The organism is uncultured Thiodictyon sp., assembly GCF_903946935.1.
GTDB lineage: Bacteria > Pseudomonadota > Gammaproteobacteria > Chromatiales > Chromatiaceae > Thiodictyon.
In genome coordinates this window covers 1-16,200 of the sequence record NZ_CAJAXH010000090.1, presented here as the reverse complement: position 1 = coordinate 16,200, position 16,200 = coordinate 1, and the positions used below count along the sequence as shown (strand labels likewise).

Here is a 16,200-nt window from a genome sequence, read left to right as displayed (position 1 = left end):
CCCCGGCCGCGACGCGCCGCCGCGTCGCGGCCGGGGGGCCGCTCCTACGGGCCGAACGTATTCCACTGCTGCAAGATTTGTGGTAATAAGACGCCGGTAACCCTGCCCACCCAAGGAGCATCACCGGCATGACCGACTGGCCACGCGAACGACAGGAACTGCACGCCTATTACGACCGGATGCGCGGTCGGGCGGTGGCCCTGGAGGAGGAACTCAACGCCGCACTCAACAGCCTGGACCTGGTCACGGCCCTGATCCGTGCCCGCCGGGCCTTGGAGGTCATCGTCATCGAGCTGTGCGAGCGCGAATTGAAGCGCGAGCGCGGTACCGAGCCGCTGGCCGGCTTGCTCCCGCGCTTTCGCGACCTGGTGCCCGATGCCGTGCTGGCGGCCATGGGCTATGTGAACCAGCTCGGCAATCTGGGCGCCCACCCCAACAAGCCGATCGCCGACCAGGAGGTCCGACAGGCCTTCGTCGCCCTGGCGGCGGTAGTCGGCTGGTACATCATCGACTACAGGCACGGCTTCGGCGAGGCGCTCGGCCCCGTTGCCCCCGGCGCCGCGCCGCCGCCCGTCATCCCCAACCCCTATCTCGGCCTGGACAGCTTCCAGGAAAAGGACGCGGAGCGCTTCTTCGGGCGCGAGGCGCTGGTGGGACAGGACCTGTGGCCGGACTTCCAGGCACTCATGGCCGGTCCGCCGCGCTTCCTGGCCCTGCTCGGCCCGTCGGGTTCCGGCAAATCCTCGGTGGCGCGCGCCGGGCTGCTGCCGCGGATCAAAGCGGGGATGCCCTGCCGGCTGCTGACCCTCACCCCCACCCATGCCCCGCTCGCCGCCCTGGCCAATGCCCTGGCGCGCCATGCACTGCCCGACGACCCGGCCCCGGCCGGCAAGGCCGAGGAATTCCGCGCCCTGCTGGCGGCCGACGGCCAGGGCTTGAGCCGCATCGCCACCCTGCTGTGGGGACCCGACCGGGTGCCGCTGGTGCTGCTGTTGGACCAGGCCGAAGAACTGTTCAGCCTGTGCCCGGACGCCGCCGAGCAGGGCCGCTTTCTCGATAACCTGCTGGCCGCCGTCAATGACCCCACGCCCCACCTCTATCTGCTGCTGACCCTGCGCAGCGACTTTCTGGGCGAGACCCAGCGTTTCCCCGCCTTCAACACCCTGCTCACCGGTCATGAGCGCATCGTCCCGGTGCTGGACGAGGCCGGGCTGCGCCTGGCCATCGCCGAGCCGGCGCGCCTGGCCGGCCAACCGCTGGACGCGGCGGCGGTGCAACTGCTGCTGGAGCAGAGCGCCGACCGACCGGGTGCCCTGCCGCTGCTGCAATATGCACTCACTGAGGTCTGGCGCGGGCTCCAGACCGGCCAATCGGCCGCTCAGACCCTGAACGCCTGCGGCGGGGTGGGCGGGGCCTTGGCCGGGCGCGCCCAGCAGGTCTATACCGCACTCACCCCGGCCGCCCAGGCGGTGGCCCGCCGCTGCCTGCTGCGGCTGGTACAACTCGGCGAGGGCGGGCCCGACACCCGCCGACGGGTCGCGCTGGATGACCTCTTGGCCGAGGACGAGACGCGGGCCGACCTGCTCGCTACGCTGCGCCGCTTTGCCGCCGCGGATGCCCGCTTCCTCACCGTCTGGCGGGGCGACGACGGCCGCGAGCAGGTCGAGATCACCCACGATGCGCTCATCGCCCACTGGGGCACCCTGCGCGACTGGCTGGCCGCCGACCGCGACGACCTGCGCCTGGCCGCCCGGCTGGAGGCGGCGGCCAAGCACTGGGAAGGGCAGCGCGAGGCGGCGGGGCTTCTGTGGCGCCGGCCGGACTTGGACCTGCTGCGCCGCTATGCGCAGCGCCACGGCACCGAACTGACCGCGCTGCAAGGGCGCTTCTACCGCGCCGCCGCCCGCCGGGAGCGGCGCGAGCGGCTGGTCAAGGGTGGCTCGGTGGCCGCGCTGCTGGTGTTGACCCTCACCGCGCTCGGGGCGGCCTGGTGGGACTACCGGGCCGAGCGCGTGGCGACCCTGGCGCGGGGACAGGCGGAGGACCTGATCAACTACATGCTATTTGACCTGCGCGACAAGCTCGAACCCATCGGCCGGTTGGAGCTACTCGACGGGGTGTCGCGCAAGGCGGCGGAGTACTTCGAGAAGCTACCGGCCGATCGGGTGTCGGCGGACAGTGAGCGCAAGCGGGGGGTGGCACTCCACAATGTCGGTGCCGTGCGCCGGGCCCAGGGGGACCTGGCCGGGGCACTGACGGCCTATCAGGCGGGTCTGGCGATCTTTGAGCGGCTGGCGCGGCAGGACCCGGCCAATGCCTGGTGGCAATGCGACCTCGGGCTCAGCCACGAGAAGATCGGCGGCGTGTGCGAGGCCCAGGGGGACCTGGCTGGGGAACTGACGGCCTATGAGGCGAGTCTGGCGATCCGCGAGCGGCTGGCGCGGCAGGACCCGGACAATGCCGGGTGGCAAAGTGACCTCGCGAACAGCCACGAGAAGATCGGCAGCGTGCGCCAGGCCGAGGGGGACCAGGCTGGGACACTGACGGCCTATGAGGCGAGTCTCGCGATCCGCGAGCGGCTGGCGCGGCAGGACCCGGACAATGCCGAGTGGCAACGCGCCCTCTCGATTAGTCACGACGACGTCGGCGATGTGCGCCGGGCCAAGGGAGATTTAGCAGGTGCATTGACGGCCCATGAGGCTGGATTTGCGATCATTGATCGGCTGGCGCGGCTGGACCCGGCCAATGCCGAGTGGCAACGCGAGCTCGCGGTCAACCACGAGCGGATCGGCGAGGTGCTTCAGGCCCAGGGAAACCTGGCCGGGGCGCTGGCGGCCTATGAGGCGAGCCTGTCGATCTCTGAGCGGCTGGCGCGTCAGGACCTGGCCAATGCCAAGTGGCAACGCGACCTCGCGTTCAGCCACCGGAACATTGGCGAGGTGCGCCAAGCCCAGGGAGATCTAGTCGGAGCGCTGACGGCCTATGAGGCGAGTCTGTCGATCCGTGAGCGGCTGGCGCGGCAGGACCCGGCCAATGCCGAGTGGCAACGCGACCTCGCGGTTAGCCACGAGGATATCGGCGACGTGCGCCAGGCCCAGGGTGACCTCGCCGGGGCACGGACGGCCTATGAGGAGGCTCTGGCGATCACCGAGCGGCAGGCGCGGCAAGACCCGGCCAATGCCGGGTGGCAACACGACCTTTCGGTGAGCCACGAGAAGATCGGCTACCTGCGCCGGTTCCAAGACGACCTGGCCGGGGCACTGACGGCCTTTGAGGCGAGTCTGCTGATCCGCGAGCGGCTGGCCCGACAGAACCCGGCCAATGCCCGGTGGCAAAGCGGCCTCGCGGTGAGCCACAGGGGGATCGGTATGGTGCGGCGAGCGCAGGGAGACCTCGTTGGGGCGCGCGCGTCGTATGAACAGGCATTGGCCATCGCCCTGCCGCTCTTTGCCCAGACCCAGGCCGCCGAGGCGCTAGATTTTCTCGATTCGCTTTATGGCGATTTGGTGTTGGTTGCTTCCGTTCAGGGCGATTCCCAGGCGGCGCTGCGTTATCAACGCGAATCCGTGGCACAGTGGCGCAAGATCGGGGATCCGCCCGCCCTGGCGCAATCGCTCTTGGCGCTGTATGACCTCGAGGACCAGGTGGGCGACACCAAGGCCGCGCTTGCGACGAACACTGAGGCACTGACGATTGCGCGTGACCTCTACCAGCGCCAACCGGACGACACCAGCCGGGCATTGCTCGTCCTGGTCCTCGGCAATCGGTCATTCGTCCTGCTTTTCGACCGCCAATACCGAGAAGCCATCGCCGCCGCAGAGGAGGCCCTGGCGCTCGATCCGAGCCAGATTGTGTGGGCCACCAACCAGGCCCATGGCTACCTGCTCTCCGGCCAGTTCGACCAGGCCCAGGCCATCTATCGGGTACACGCGCATGACCAGGTGAACGACGGGACCTTCGCGGCGGCGGTCCTCGACGACTTCGCCAAGCTGCGCCAACGCGGCATCGACCACCCCGACATGAAACGGATCGAGGCGCTGCTGAAGGCCGGCGAGAAACCGGCGGCAACGGCCGGCAAACCCAAGCCCCGGTATGAGCGGCCTCCGGCCGCGATGCCACGCGGCGCTAACTCGCGGCGCTCTTGATCGTCGTTACCCTGAGCCTAAACCCGGGAATTGCTCACGCCAAGGCGCCAAGCTCGCCAAGAAATACAATCGGGTCGATCCACTATCCAAATCGCCCTCCGGGTGACTGGCGCAACGCCGATAACGTACTGCAAAGCCTTGGCGAGCTTGGCGCCTTGGCGTGACAACTGCTCTTTCTGGGGTGAAAGTCACGCCGCTCCCACGGGGACTTGATGCGACGGTTTGGGCGCCGGACCCCCCATCCGGTGTAGAATCTCACCCTCGACCCAAGGTCGATCCTTAGCGCGGATGGCGGAATTGGTAGACGCCCTGGATTTAGGTTCCAGTGGGGCAACCCGTGGGGGTTCGAGTCCCCCTCCGCGCACCATCTAACATCGATGGCCGGCCCGGAGCGTCCGGGGCCGGTCCTGGCTCGTCGGTCCGCACAGCGGACCCTACTTGGCCGCTGGAGCGGCTGATCGAGGCGACCTGTAGGCACCGCCGCTCCGGTCGGCTGCCGGGCTCCTGTAGGTGCCCGATTCCGGCGCGCGAATCACTCAACCGGAGCCCCCGATGCCCGACCTGCTGGTGAAACTCTATGACCTGCCCGGCCTGGAGGCGGAGCTTGCCCGCCAGCGGGGGCGCTCGATCGCGATTCAGCGCGCCCTGGCCCCGGACAAGCAGGCGGTGCTGAAATGGGTCAAGCGCCACTGGGGCCGCGGGTGGGCGAGCGAGTGCGATGTCGCCTTTGCCCGCCAGCCCGTCGCCTGCATCCTGGCGACCCGCGCGGGTAAGGACCCGGACGCCGATGACATCCTGGGCTTTGCCTGTTACGAGTCTACCTGCCGCGGGTTCTTTGGACCCACCGGGGTGCGCCCGGCGGAGCAGGGCGCGGGGATCGGCCGGACGCTGCTGCTGGCCACGCTCCATGCCATGCGCGCCCAGGGGCATGCCTATGCGATCATCGGCGGGGTCGGATCGGACGTGCAGGGGTTTTATGCGAAGGCGGTCGGTGCTGTCGCGATTGAAGGCTCGGACCCCGGGGTCTATGGTGGCATGCTCTAACCACCGCTCGCGAGGTGCCTACCATGGCCACCGATCCATTGCGCGCCGCCATCGAGGGCCGGCACCCGCTGATCTATCTCCACTGTGCCGAGGAGGTGCGGGTCTTGGGGCTGGTGCGGCAACTGGCCGCCGAGCTCGCCCCGGGCCGCCCGCTCACCACCTGGACCTGCACCCGGGGGCTTGAGCCAGCGCCGCCGTCGGCGCCCGACACCCGCGACCCGGTCGCCGCCATCCAGGCGGTGACCGCGGACAGCGCCCCCGGCTTCTATCTGTTTCAGGACCTGGTGCCCTTTCTGGACCGCCCGGAGGTCGCGCGCGCCCTGCGGGACGCCCATGCGGTGCTGATGGGGCGGCCGGGGAGCGCGCTGCTGATGGTGTCGCCGGTGGCGGAGATCCCAGTTGCGCTGCGCCAAGACGTCCTGCTGCTGGAGCTGCCGCTGCCGGATGCCGATGAGATCGCCGGGTTGGTGCGGGTGCTGTGGTCCGGCTACACCTCCAAGGTGCTGCCCGAGGAGGCCCTGGGCGAGTTGATCCTGGCGCTGAAGGGGCTGACGCTCGATGAGGTCAGTCATGTCATGCACCGGACGCTCGCGACCGGACGCCTCAGCCGCGACGGGATGCTGGCCGCGGTCGGGGCGGCCAAAAAGGCGGCGGTGAGCGGTGCCGGTTTTCTCGACTATGTGCCTGACCTGATCGACCTGGAGCGGATCGGCGGTCTGATGAGCCTCAAGGACTGGATCGCCCGGCGTGCCCCGCTCTTCAATCAGCGCACCGTGGACTCGGGCCTGCCGGTGCCCAAGGGGCTGCTGTTGATGGGCATCAGCGGCTGCGGTAAGAGCCTGTGTGCCAAGCTCATCGCCCATGCCTGGCGGGTGCCGCTGTTCCGGTTGGACATGAACCTGATCTATGCCGACCTCTACGGCAACCCCCAGGCGACCTTCCACAAGGCGCTGCGGACCATCGAATCGGTGGCCCCCGCGGTGCTGTGGATCGACGAGATCGAGAACGGTCTGGGTGGGGGCAAGGGGCAGGGGGACGCCGGCGCGCACATCCTCTCGGCCTTTCTGACCTGGATGCAGGAGAAGCCGCCACTGGTGTTCGTCGCCGCCACCGCCAATCGGATCGAGGCACTACCCGCGGAGATGATCCGCAAGGGTCGCTTCGACGAGGTGTTCTTTTTCGACCTGCCGAACGACGAGGAGCGCGCCGCGATCTTTGCGGTGCATATCCGCCACAATCGCGGCGACCCCGCGACCTTCGATCTGGCGCGACTGGTGCGCGACAGCCATGAGTGGACCGCCGCCGAGATCGAACAGATGGTCATCGCCGCGCGGATCGACTCCGAGCGCGACGGCGCCCCCTTCGGCACCGAGCACATCCTGGCCCACGCGCGCCGGCTGGTGCCGCTCGCCAAGAGCATGAACGAACAGATCCGGTTTATCCGCGACTGGGCCTGGGACCGGGCGACGCCGGCCTCGGCCAATCAGCAGGTTCAGTTCGATTGATGACGGGGCGGTGCGGCCGCCGCGCCGGTGGTTCCGGATCGCTCAAAGACCATCCGCCCGCCCAGCAGCGTCCAGCGCACCCGCCCCTGGAACTCCATGCCCAGGAAGGGTGTGTTGTGACCATGGCTGACCAGCGTCTCTGGGCTCAGGACCCAGGTCTCCGCCGGGTCGAAGACACAGACGTCGGCGCTGCGCCCCGGCTTGAGGCGGCCGAAGCCGGAGCCGGAGCCGGAGCCTAAGACCTCGGCGGGTCCGGTGGTGAGCCGGGCGATGGCGGTGGGCAGGTCCAGCACGCCCTCGGCGACCAGGCGCAGCGCCAGCGGCAGCAGGGTCTCCAGGGCGGAGATGCCCGGGATGGTCTCGGGGAAGGGGGCCTGCTTGGCGTCTGCGTCGTGTGGCTGGTGGTCGGAGCACAGCGCCTGGATGGCGCCCTCGGCGACCGCCATGCGCAGCGATTGCCGGTCGGCGGCGGTGCGCAGCGGCGGCAGCAGGTGACAGTTTGAATTGAATCCGTGCAGGTCGTCCTCGGTGAGGAACAACTGATGGATGGCGCAATCCCCGCTGGCGAGGATGCTGCGGCGGCGCGCCTCCACCAGCAACTCCGCCCCGCGGGCGGTGGAGAGCCCGCGGAAATGGATGCGCGCCCCGGTCTGCTCGGCCAGTGCCAGGGCGCGGGCGACCGCCACGGTCTCGGCCGCCTCCGGGATGCCGGGCAGCCCCAGGCGGGTCGAGACCGCGCCCTGGTGGGCGCAACCGCCCTCGCTGAGATCCGCATCCAGCGGTTGCAGAAACAGCGTGAGGCTAAAGGTGGAGGCATACTCCAGCGCGCGCAGCAGCACCTGGGCGCTGCGGATGGGCCGGTCGCCCTGGCTCAGGACCGGGCAGCCGGCCTCCTTTAGGGCCGCCATCTCGGTGATCTGGCTGCCATCCAGTCCCCGCGTGATGGCCCCGGCGGGCAGCACCCGGGCCAGGCCATGGCGGGCCGCGATCTGATGGACGAGCTGGGCGACCGCCGGGGTGTCGATGATCGGGTTGGTGTCCGGCGGGCAGCACAGGGTGGTGATGCCGGCGGCAGCGGCGGCGCGGGTCTCGCTGGCGATGGTAGCCTTCTGCTCGTCGCCGGGCTCGCGCAGCCGGGCCGAGAGGTCCACCAGGCCAGGGCAGACCACCAGCCCCCGGGCGTCGAGCGTGCGATCCGGTTGGAAGCCGGCCGGCGCGGCGCCGATGGCCACCACCTTGCCCTCGGCGCAGTGCAGGTCCGCCTCCCGGTCGATGCCGCTGGCCGGGTCGATGAGCCGGCCGTTGCGGATGCTGATTTTCATGCCCTCATGCATCGTAGGTCCCCTCGCCACCAGGGCCGCGCAGATTCTGGGTGCCGATACACATGGCGATCACCGCCATCCGCACCGCAATACCGTTGCTCACCTGCTCCAGGATGACCGAGCGCGGCCCGTCCGCCACCTGTGAATCCATCTCCACCCCGCGATTGATCGGGCCCGGGTGCATGACGATGGCGTCCGGCCGGGCGGTGGAGAGCCGTTCCTCGGTCAGCCCATAGAGCTGGTAATACTCGTGCGCGCTGGGCAGCAAGGCACCGCTCATGCGTTCGCGTTGGAGCCGCAGCATGATCACCACGTCCGCATCCCGCACCCCTTCGCGCAGGTCATGGCAGACCCGCACCCCTAAGGACTCGGCGGCATCCGGGATCAGGGTGCGTGGGCCGATGACCCGGATCTCCGCCGCGCCCAGGGTGTTCAGGGCGGCGATCTGGGAGCGGGCGACCCGCGAGTGCAGGATGTCCCCAACGATGGCCACGCGCAGGTGCTCAAAACCGCCCTTGTGGCGGCGGATGGTGAACATATCCAGCAGGCCCTGGGTGGGGTGGGCGTGGCGCCCGTCCCCGGCGTTGATCACGCTCACATGGGGCGCGGCCTGCTCGGCGATGAAATGGGCGGCCCCGCTGGCGGCATGGCGCACCACGAACATGTCGACATGCATGGCCTCCAAGTTATGCAGTGTATCGAGCAGCGTCTCGCCCTTGGAGGTGGAGGAGGCGGCGATGTTGAGATTGAGCACGTCGGCCGACAGCCGTTTGGCCGCCAGCTCAAAGGTGGTGCGGGTGCGGGTGCTGGTCTCGAAGAAGAGGTTGGCGATGACCTTGCCGCGGCACAGCGGGACCTTCTTAACGGCCTGCTGGGTGACGCCGGTGAACCCCTCGGCCTGGTCCAGGATGGCGGTGAGGAGCTCGCGGCTCAGGCCCTCGACGGTCAGCAGGTGCTTGAGATGGCCGGCGTCGTCCAGTTGGATGTTGGCGGTGTTCATGGGGTCCGTGGGATAGGTGGAGTCTAGCAGCCTGTCGGACTTGATGGCGTAACCGATTGATTAAACAGGAAAACGACTTTTTGGCGCAAAAGAGGAAACTCTTTGCATTCAATCGGTTGCATCACTAAGTCCGACAGCCTGCTAGGTGATCGCCATATCCTGTCAGGCCGGCTCGGCCGGCGGGTGCGCGGCCGGGGCCAGGCCGCGGACCAACTCCAGGGGGACGGGTCCGGTGAGCTTGAGCTGTTCGCCCGGTGCCAGTCGGGCGTGCAGGCCGACCACATTGGGCTCGATCGGCAATTGGCGCCCGCCGCGCTCGGCCAGGGCGGCGAGGATCACCGACTTGGGCCGCCCATAGTCGAACAGCACATTGAGCGCGGCGCGGATGGTGCGCCCGGTCTGGAGCACGTCGTCCACCAGGATGACATGGCGACCGTCCACCGCCGCCGGCAGGTGCGATGGGCGCACCTGGGGGTGCAGACCGATACGGCTGAAATCGTCCCGGTAGAATGAGATATCCAGATGGCCCAGGGGGTCAACGATGCCGAGCGCGGCGTGCAGCCGCTCGGCGACCCAGACCCCGCCGGTGTGGATGCCGACCATCAGTGGGGCGGCGATGGCGCGCTCCGCGATCAGGGTGCGCAGTTCGGCGGCCATCGCCGCGATGGCCGTGTCGATGGCGTCGGCGTCCAGCCACAGGGTCTGCCCGACGGGCAGCGGATTAAGGGGTGCGTGGTTGCTCACTGAGCCAGGTTTCCAGGATCAGGGCCGCCGCCAGGGCGTCGACCGCGTGGTGATTGTCGCCTCTCGAGTGTTTGGCGCCGGGGCGTTCGGCCAATTGACGACGGGCCTCGATTGAGGTCAGTCGTTCATCGACCAGATGGACCGGCAGCCGAAAGCGCCCCTCGAGTTGGCGGGCGAAGCGATGGATGCGGGGGGACCAGGCCTCCTCCGTGTCGTCCATGTTGAATGGCAGCCCGACGACGGCCGCGGCTGGCTGCCATTCGCGCACCAGGGCCTCGATCCCCGCCCAGTCCGGGCGCTCCCCGCGACTGCGCAGGGTCGTCAGTGCCGTGGCGGAGCCGGTGACGGTCTGGCCGACCGCCACCCCGATCTTGCGCAGGCCGAAGTCGAATCCGAGCAGGGTGGGCATCTAAAGAAGATTTGTCCGCAAATAAACGCGAATAAACGCAAATTTAAGAGAGTGTAGGGCGGGGGCAAGCATCGCCCTCAGTGACGCCCCGTTGCTCAAGTCGTTGATCCCTTGATGCATTGTTCGTGCCTCCTGGCTCCAGTGTACGGTTAGTCGCCGTTGGCTATCGGCTGATTGGCGTTCATTCGCGTTCATTTGCGGACGACATTCTTAACTGGATCAAGCATGTCCGGCCTCGCCGCTCACCAGGTTCATGTCGATCCCCAGCAGCTTGGCGGCGGCCAGCCAGCGCGACGGCGCCTCCAGCCGAAAGATGATGTGTCCGTCGGTCGGGCCGCTCAACCAGGCGTTGGCGCTCAGTTCCTGCTCCAGTTGCCCGCTGCCCCAACCGGCATAACCCAGTGCGATCATGCACTGGAGCGGGCCCTCGCCCTCGGCGATGGCCTCCAGGATGTCGCGCGAGGTGGTCACGCTCATCTCATCGTTGATGTTGAGGGTGGAGTCGAAGGCCGGGCCGGCGGTATGCAGCACAAAGCCGCGGTCGGTCTGCAGCGGCCCGCCCTGATAGATCGGTGTCTTGCGCACGGCCGCGAGGCCGCTGTGGATGTCCAACTGGTCGAGCAGTTCGCCCAGGGTCACCTCCAGCGGTCGGTTGATGATAATTCCCATGGCCCCCTGGTCCGAGTGTTCGCAGACATAGGCGACCGTATGCGCGAAGTTGGGGTCGGCAAGACCCGGCATCGCGATCAGGAAGTGGTTCGTAAGTGAAGTGCTGAAGCCCATGGTACTAGTATCCCGTTCGGCGGGGGGGGAGGCAAGTCGGAAAAGGGGCGAGGGCGTCCCGCCCGCGCGCTTCTCGCTCCCACGCGGACTCAGGGGAATGCCGTGCGGGCGCTCTTCTCGTTCCCACGCTCCCGCGTGGGAATGCCGCGCGGGCGCTCCGCGTCCGGTCCTGGCGCTGGACGCAGAGCGCCCGCACTGGCTCCTAACGCAGGAGCGTTGGAGCCAGAAGCCGCGCCGGGGCGGGACGCCCCGGCTCCTCTGGGGATCGGCCAGAAGCCGCGCTATCATTGGGCCATGTCACGCCTTATCGCCCAAATCGCCGCCGCCCGCCGGCTGGTCCCGCGCCTGTCTCCCAGTGTGCTGGACCGCTGGCCGACGGCCCTGCTGGTCGCTGTGGGCCTGCTGCCCACGCTCGCCCTCGGCGCACTCGCCTTGCGCAGCCCGGCGGCCACCGCCCTGGTCCTGCTGCTGCTCCCGCCGGTCGTGCGGTGGCAGGGGAGGCGGGTGCGGTTGGCGGGGGAGGTTGACCTGCCGACCCCGGCGCGGCTCAAGGCACCGGACCCCCTAATCGCCATGGTGGAACTGCCCGGCGGCAGCTTCCGGATGGGTTCGGACAAGGCCCTGGACCCGTAACTTTATGACTATGAGTCCCCCAGCCGGGAGGTGCGCCTAAGCCCCTTCGCCATGGCGACGACCCCGGTGACGCGCGACTTCTACTACTCCCTGACGAAGCACCGCCCAAAGGAATGGAGGTATGACAGCATTGACGACACCCTGCCCGCCACCCACGTCACCTGGGAAGACGCGGTGCGTTTCTGCAACGCCCTGTCTCTGTCCAGCGGGCGCCCGTCCTGCTATCGCCGGACCGCCTCCGGCTGGGACTGCGACTGGGCGGCCGACGGCTACCGACTGCCGACCGAGGCGGAGTGGGAATACGCCTGCCGCGCCGGCACCGAGACCCCCTGGTTCTGGGGTGCGGACCAGGGCCAGGCCGGGCGCTATGCCTGGTTTTCCGGCAACTCCGGTGGCCAGCCCCATCCAGTCGCCACCAAAGACCCCAACCCCTGGGGCCTCTATGACCTCGCCGGCAATTGCTGGGAGTGGTGTTGGGATGGGTATGGCCCCTATGACCCGCAGGCAGTGGACGATCCGCGGGGGGCGGTCCGCGATGGGAGGCGGGTGGTGCGCGGCGGTTCGTTCATCGACGAGCCCCGGATCCTGCGCTCCGCGGTCCGGGGCAGGTTCACGCCCGACTACCCGCACGAGGCCATTGGGTTCCGCTGTGTGCGTGGTGCCGGTCGCCCGCCTGTGGCTTGATTGTCGCGGGAAAGCGCTCAGGGTCAATTGAGCCCGGGCATTTATGCCAACCCCTTATTCCTTGGCTTTGAGCAACGCACTCAGGCGTTCGACCTCAGCGAGGGCGGCCTCTTTGGCTTGGTACTCGACTTCTTTCGCCTGCAACGCGGCCTCCTTTTCCTGCAATGCGGCTTCTTTGGCCTGCCGTTCGGCCTCTTTGGCCTGCCGCTCCGCTTCCCGCGCGGCGCGCTCCGCCTCGAGCGCCTGCTGGAGCGAGCGCTGCTCGCGTTGAATGGAGCGCTGTTGCCGCAAAAAATCCTGCCGCGCCTGATAGGTGTCGTAGGCGCGCTCTTTGTCGGAGAAGGCTTTCAGGGTATTCATGGCTTGCCTCATTTCTGCGGTCTGCATCCACCTGGGGAGCTGGTCGGCATCCAGGTGCTCGCCCTCTTTGAAGAACTTGAGCCAGCGTTGCTCTTCGGTCGCAACCTGCTCGGTGGCGAACTTGCTCGGCTCCAGGAGGTAGATCCCGCCGTGGTTCAGTAGGCACTGGCCGCGCTCGTCGCGCAACCGGTAGCGGTGCGTATAGTACGGGTCCCCCACCAGTAGATTTTCGCCCAAAATCCAGATGGCGTAGGCGGGTTTGAGTGTGCCGTAATCCTGGCCGCTCTCCAGCTGATGGTTGTAGAGGTCGTTCCAGGTGTACAGGATGCGGGGGAGCAGGTCCGCATGGGTCAACAACTGGATCTCGATCTGATAGCGCCGGGCCTGGTCGTCGCGGGCCTTGATGTCGACGATGCTGAGTTTGTCGGTCAGAAACTCGCGTTCGTTGTAGGGGTTGAGGATCTGCACCTGCGTGACCGGGCGGACCAGATCGGCGCCGAGGATGGCGTTAAGAAAGTGGATCAGCAGGTTGCGGTTTTCCTCAGACCCCAGCAGGGCCTTGAAGACACAGTCGATCTTGGGGTCGATGGCGTGGCGCATGAGGGGGAGTTTAGGGCGGATCGGTGAGGGGGACAACCGGGCAGTGCTCTCGGGCGACAGGCAGATGGTCGCTGAGACCAGCGTTAACGGCGTTGAATGTCCCAGTGTTGGGGGGGGCATCCCGCCGCCGCTCGGTTCCGGCCGTCGGTGCTCGCGGCGCACAGCGCCTGACACAGGGGTGACACCGCTGGAGCGGCGTCACCAGAGGAGCGCGGGTCAAGGATTCGGCTGGCGACCGGCACCACGCACACATCGAAATCCGATGATCGGGTACTGAAGCTGTTGCATGCGCCAGTTTCGTATGGCAGATCGCAGGCGCAGGGGTGTGTCGCCAAAGGACCCGCCGCGGAGCACCCGCGTCTTCCATTCGGGGCCAGTGGACAGCGGTTCGGCCGTTGGATCGGGTCCGCGATCGGCGTACGCTCCGTTGCCTCCGGCATCGAGTACCCACTCCCAGAGGTTGCCGTGCATGTCGTAGAGACCGAGCGAGTTGGGCGGGAAGCGGCCGACCGGGGCAGCATCTTTGAAGGGGTCGGAACACTCCTTGTTCCTGATAGCCCACTCTGGGCGCTCATTGCCGGCCCCGTTGGCATAGCCGCACAGTTCGGCCAAGTCGGACGGGAAGGGATAGGCGTCCTGGCTGCCGCCGCGCGCGGCGTATTCCCATTGGGCCTCGGTGGGCAAGCCAGCGTCCGCGCCGAGGTGCTTGCAGGCGTCGCTGGCCCGGGTCCAGTCCATGTTGGCGACCGGTTGATTCGCGGTCGTGGCGGCGGGCGCGCCGCCTAGCAGCCTGTCGGACTTGATGGCGTAACCGATTGATTAAACAGGAAAACGACTTTTTGGCGCAAAAGAGGAAACTCTTTGCATTCAATCGGTTGCATCACTAAGTCCGACAGCCTGCTAGGGCGGCATACTGGGCCTGGGTGGTCTCGGTGCGGGCGATCCAGAAGCCGTCCAGGATCACCGGATGGGCGGGTTGCTCGTCGTCGTAGGGCTTGAGGTGATCGGGCGTGTCCGGCCCGGCGGCCGGTGAGCCCATGGTGAAGGTGCCGGGGCAGATGTGGACAAAGGGGATGCCCTGGGGGCCGGTCTCCACCTCGGGTCCGCCCCAGAGTCGTGGGTTGCCGGCCAGGGTGCTGACCCGGGCGGCGCGCCCCAGGGCCGCGGTCGCGGGGCGGGCGCCGGGGAAGTCCAGGGCGCGGGCCATGGCCTCCAGGTCGCCGGTCAGCAGGGCGCGGTGGGTGCCGAGGGTTGGGACCTGGGGCTTGCTGTCCTTCGCGGGCGGGACGCCCGCGCTCCACGGCGAGAAAAAGAGCCACTGGCTGTCCGCGGCGAAGGCCCAATCCGCGGCGAGCCGGCGCGCCTGCTCGGCCCAGTCGGGGCCGATGAACACCAGGTCCGCGGTGCCACGGTCGAGCAGGCGGATGGCGAGCCGACGAGCGGCTTCGTTGTTCTTTTCATCCGTCGGCCAGTCCCAGCGCTCGCCCGCGATGACCGCGACGGAGAGCGCCGGCCAGCCCGGGGCGCAGGCGCGGATGGGCTCGGCCAAGGTGCCGGCCCGCAGCAGTGCGCCCTGGCCCAACGGCTGCGGATTGACCCGGTGGGGGTCCGCGGGGTTCCCAGACAGCGTCCGGCAGGCGGGTGCCGCCTGGTCCGCCGCGAGCCCGCTCCAGCACCAGTGCAGGGGCGGGGCGGTCCCGGTCGCGGCGGTGGTCGCGGTGAGCTTGCGGGAGGCGGCATAGTGGCGCGCGCCCTGCTGGCCCTCCATGACCAGACCGCGGAACAGTGCGCCCTCGTAGACCGCGGCGTCGTGGGTCCGGCCGCCGTCGGCCCCGGCGCCGAGCCGCTGCGCCACCCCGAGCAGCCCGGCCAGGGCGAGCCCGGCGGCGGCGCCGAGCGCGATCAGGGTCTCGCCGCGCAGCGCCCGGCGCCTGCCGGGTTCATGGCGGGCGAAGCCCATGAGTTGCAGCCGGCGCCGGGCGGTGTCGTGGGGCTCCGGGGTGCCGCCGGCGTCGGTGGCCTCCGGGAGGTCCTGCCAGCTCCAGGGCAGGCAGATGCCCCCGTCGTCCGGGAAGCCATGGGCGCTGAGGTCGCGCAGCCGCTCGCGGATCAGCGGCTTGAGGGCCTCCTGCTGGTAGAGGCGGTAGAGCTCGCGTACGGCCGCGGCGGTTTCTGCGTCCCCCCACCAGAGGTCGAGCAGCAGGCCCTCCATGGTCTTGGCCTGGTCGCCGGGGCCGTCCTGCCAGGGCAGGGCCTCGGGGTCTTGGGCGGCGAGTTCACGCAGATGTTTCGCGCCGTCATCCAGGCGCTCACGCCAGTACTTGAGGCCGGTGGCCAGGCAGCGGCAGGCGTCGGATTGGCGGTCGGCGGGGTGCTGCCAGCCGTCCTCCCAGACCCAGCGGGCCAGGTCTTTGAGCAGGGCCTGGCGCTCGCCGTCGGTGAAGCGCGGGCCGTCCGTGCCGGGCTGGCCCGCGCCGATCGCGGGCAGGACCCAGGCGTGGGGTAGCCCCAGGGGTTCGGCCAGGGCCCGGTAGAGGGCCCGCGCCTGGGGGCCGGTGATCGGCAGCCGGGGCAGGGCGCAGCGCGAGCAGGGTGGGCGGCGGTGCAGGGTCCGGTGGCGGGCGCTGCGGGCGCTCGGCGAGCCAGGCGGGGAGTGCGTCGGGGGCGACCGGGGTGACCTTCAAGCGTTCGGCCAGGGTCGGCAGGTCGAGTTGCGGGGCGGCGAAGTCGACCAGGCACAGGCGCGGCCAGGTGCGCAGTTCGCGCAGGGCGCGGCGCTGGTCCGCATCGCCGCCGGGGCCTGAGTCCAGGGCGCGGGCGAGCCCGAGTCCGTCGGTAAACAGGCAGACTAGCAGGCTGTCGGACTTAGTGATGCAACCGATTGAATGCAAAGAGTTTCCTCTTTTGCGCCAAAAAGTCGTTTTCCTGTTTAATCAATCGGTTACGCCATCAAGTCCGACAGGCTGCTAGG

The 16,200-nt window shown here is 68.7% G+C and carries 13 protein-coding genes, 1 tRNA gene and 1 pseudogene; 7 read left to right on the top strand and 8 right to left on the bottom strand.

Annotated elements, in window-relative coordinates:
- Nucleotides 1-128 precede the first annotated feature (128 nt).
- The 4 genes from QZX93_RS08390 to QZX93_RS08375 all read left to right on the top strand — a co-directional run bounded on the left by QZX93_RS08390 (nucleotide 129) and on the right by QZX93_RS08375 (nucleotide 6,694).
- Nucleotides 129-4,145, top strand: a complete 4,017-nt coding sequence (locus QZX93_RS08390; protein WP_295386374.1) for a tetratricopeptide repeat protein — start codon at nucleotides 129-131, stop codon at nucleotides 4,143-4,145.
- A gap of 282 nt (nucleotides 4,146-4,427) precedes the next feature.
- Nucleotides 4,428-4,512 (top strand) — tRNA-Leu (locus QZX93_RS08385).
- 185 nt (nucleotides 4,513-4,697) lie between these two features.
- Nucleotides 4,698-5,189, top strand: coding sequence for a GNAT family N-acetyltransferase (locus QZX93_RS08380; protein WP_295386377.1), 492 nt, complete (start codon nucleotides 4,698-4,700; stop codon nucleotides 5,187-5,189).
- A 23-nt stretch (nucleotides 5,190-5,212) separates the two neighbouring features.
- The gene (locus tag QZX93_RS08375; protein ID WP_295386380.1) at nucleotides 5,213-6,694 is read left to right on the top strand and encodes an AAA family ATPase; all 1,482 of its coding nucleotides are present in this window, start codon (nucleotides 5,213-5,215) and stop codon (nucleotides 6,692-6,694) included.
- On the opposite strand, the gene QZX93_RS08370 is transcribed toward QZX93_RS08375, so the two are convergent.
- The 5 genes from QZX93_RS08370 to QZX93_RS08350 all read right to left on the bottom strand — a co-directional run bounded on the left by QZX93_RS08370 (nucleotide 6,682) and on the right by QZX93_RS08350 (nucleotide 10,952).
- A complete protein-coding gene (locus QZX93_RS08370; protein WP_295386383.1) occupies nucleotides 6,682-8,016 on the bottom strand; it encodes a dihydroorotase in 1,335 nt (444 codons plus the stop codon). The genes QZX93_RS08375 and QZX93_RS08370 overlap by 13 nt on opposite strands.
- A 4-nt stretch (nucleotides 8,017-8,020) precedes the next feature.
- The gene (locus tag QZX93_RS08365; RefSeq protein WP_295386385.1) at nucleotides 8,021-9,016 is read right to left on the bottom strand and encodes an aspartate carbamoyltransferase catalytic subunit; all 996 of its coding nucleotides are present in this window, start codon (nucleotides 9,014-9,016) and stop codon (nucleotides 8,021-8,023) included.
- 162 nt (nucleotides 9,017-9,178) lie between these two features.
- A complete protein-coding gene (gene pyrR / locus QZX93_RS08360) occupies nucleotides 9,179-9,760 on the bottom strand; it encodes a bifunctional pyr operon transcriptional regulator/uracil phosphoribosyltransferase PyrR (protein WP_295386388.1) in 582 nt (193 codons plus the stop codon).
- Entirely contained in the window at nucleotides 9,738-10,169 is a 432-nt protein-coding gene (ruvX, locus tag QZX93_RS08355) for a Holliday junction resolvase RuvX (RefSeq protein ID WP_295386391.1), read from the bottom strand. The genes pyrR and ruvX overlap by 23 nt, the downstream gene beginning before the upstream one ends.
- 219 nt (nucleotides 10,170-10,388) lie before the next feature.
- Nucleotides 10,389-10,952, bottom strand: coding sequence for a YqgE/AlgH family protein (locus tag QZX93_RS08350; RefSeq protein WP_295386394.1), 564 nt, complete (start codon nucleotides 10,950-10,952; stop codon nucleotides 10,389-10,391).
- A gap of 294 nt (nucleotides 10,953-11,246) precedes the next feature.
- On the opposite strand from QZX93_RS08350, the gene QZX93_RS08345 reads away from it, so the two are divergent.
- Both QZX93_RS08345 and QZX93_RS08340 read left to right on the top strand, forming a co-directional pair.
- Entirely contained in the window at nucleotides 11,247-11,585 is a 339-nt protein-coding gene (locus tag QZX93_RS08345) for a hypothetical protein (RefSeq protein WP_295386398.1), read from the top strand.
- A 15-nt stretch (nucleotides 11,586-11,600) separates the two neighbouring features.
- Nucleotides 11,601-12,269 (top strand): annotated as a pseudogene (locus QZX93_RS08340) (SUMF1/EgtB/PvdO family nonheme iron enzyme); the annotation flags it as partial.
- Between the two features lie 54 nt (nucleotides 12,270-12,323).
- On the opposite strand, the gene QZX93_RS08335 reads toward QZX93_RS08340, so the two are convergent.
- From QZX93_RS08335 to QZX93_RS08325, 3 genes are all read right to left on the bottom strand, one after another.
- A complete protein-coding gene (locus QZX93_RS08335) occupies nucleotides 12,324-13,349 on the bottom strand; it encodes an Rpn family recombination-promoting nuclease/putative transposase (RefSeq protein WP_366759980.1) in 1,026 nt (341 codons plus the stop codon).
- Between the two features lie 96 nt (nucleotides 13,350-13,445).
- Complete coding sequence (locus QZX93_RS08330; protein ID WP_295386453.1) at nucleotides 13,446-14,018, bottom strand: formylglycine-generating enzyme family protein; 573 nt, start codon at nucleotides 14,016-14,018, stop codon at nucleotides 13,446-13,448.
- 94 nt (nucleotides 14,019-14,112) lie between these two features.
- Complete coding sequence (locus QZX93_RS08325) at nucleotides 14,113-15,441, bottom strand: SUMF1/EgtB/PvdO family nonheme iron enzyme (RefSeq protein ID WP_295386401.1); 1,329 nt, start codon at nucleotides 15,439-15,441, stop codon at nucleotides 14,113-14,115.
- A gap of 72 nt (nucleotides 15,442-15,513) precedes the next feature.
- On the opposite strand from QZX93_RS08325, the gene QZX93_RS08320 reads away from it, so the two are divergent.
- Nucleotides 15,514-15,735 carry a hypothetical protein gene (locus tag QZX93_RS08320; protein ID WP_295386406.1) on the top strand — a complete coding sequence of 74 codons (222 nt, stop codon included), beginning with the start codon at nucleotides 15,514-15,516 and terminating at the stop codon, nucleotides 15,733-15,735.
- Nucleotides 15,736-16,200 lie beyond the last annotated feature (465 nt).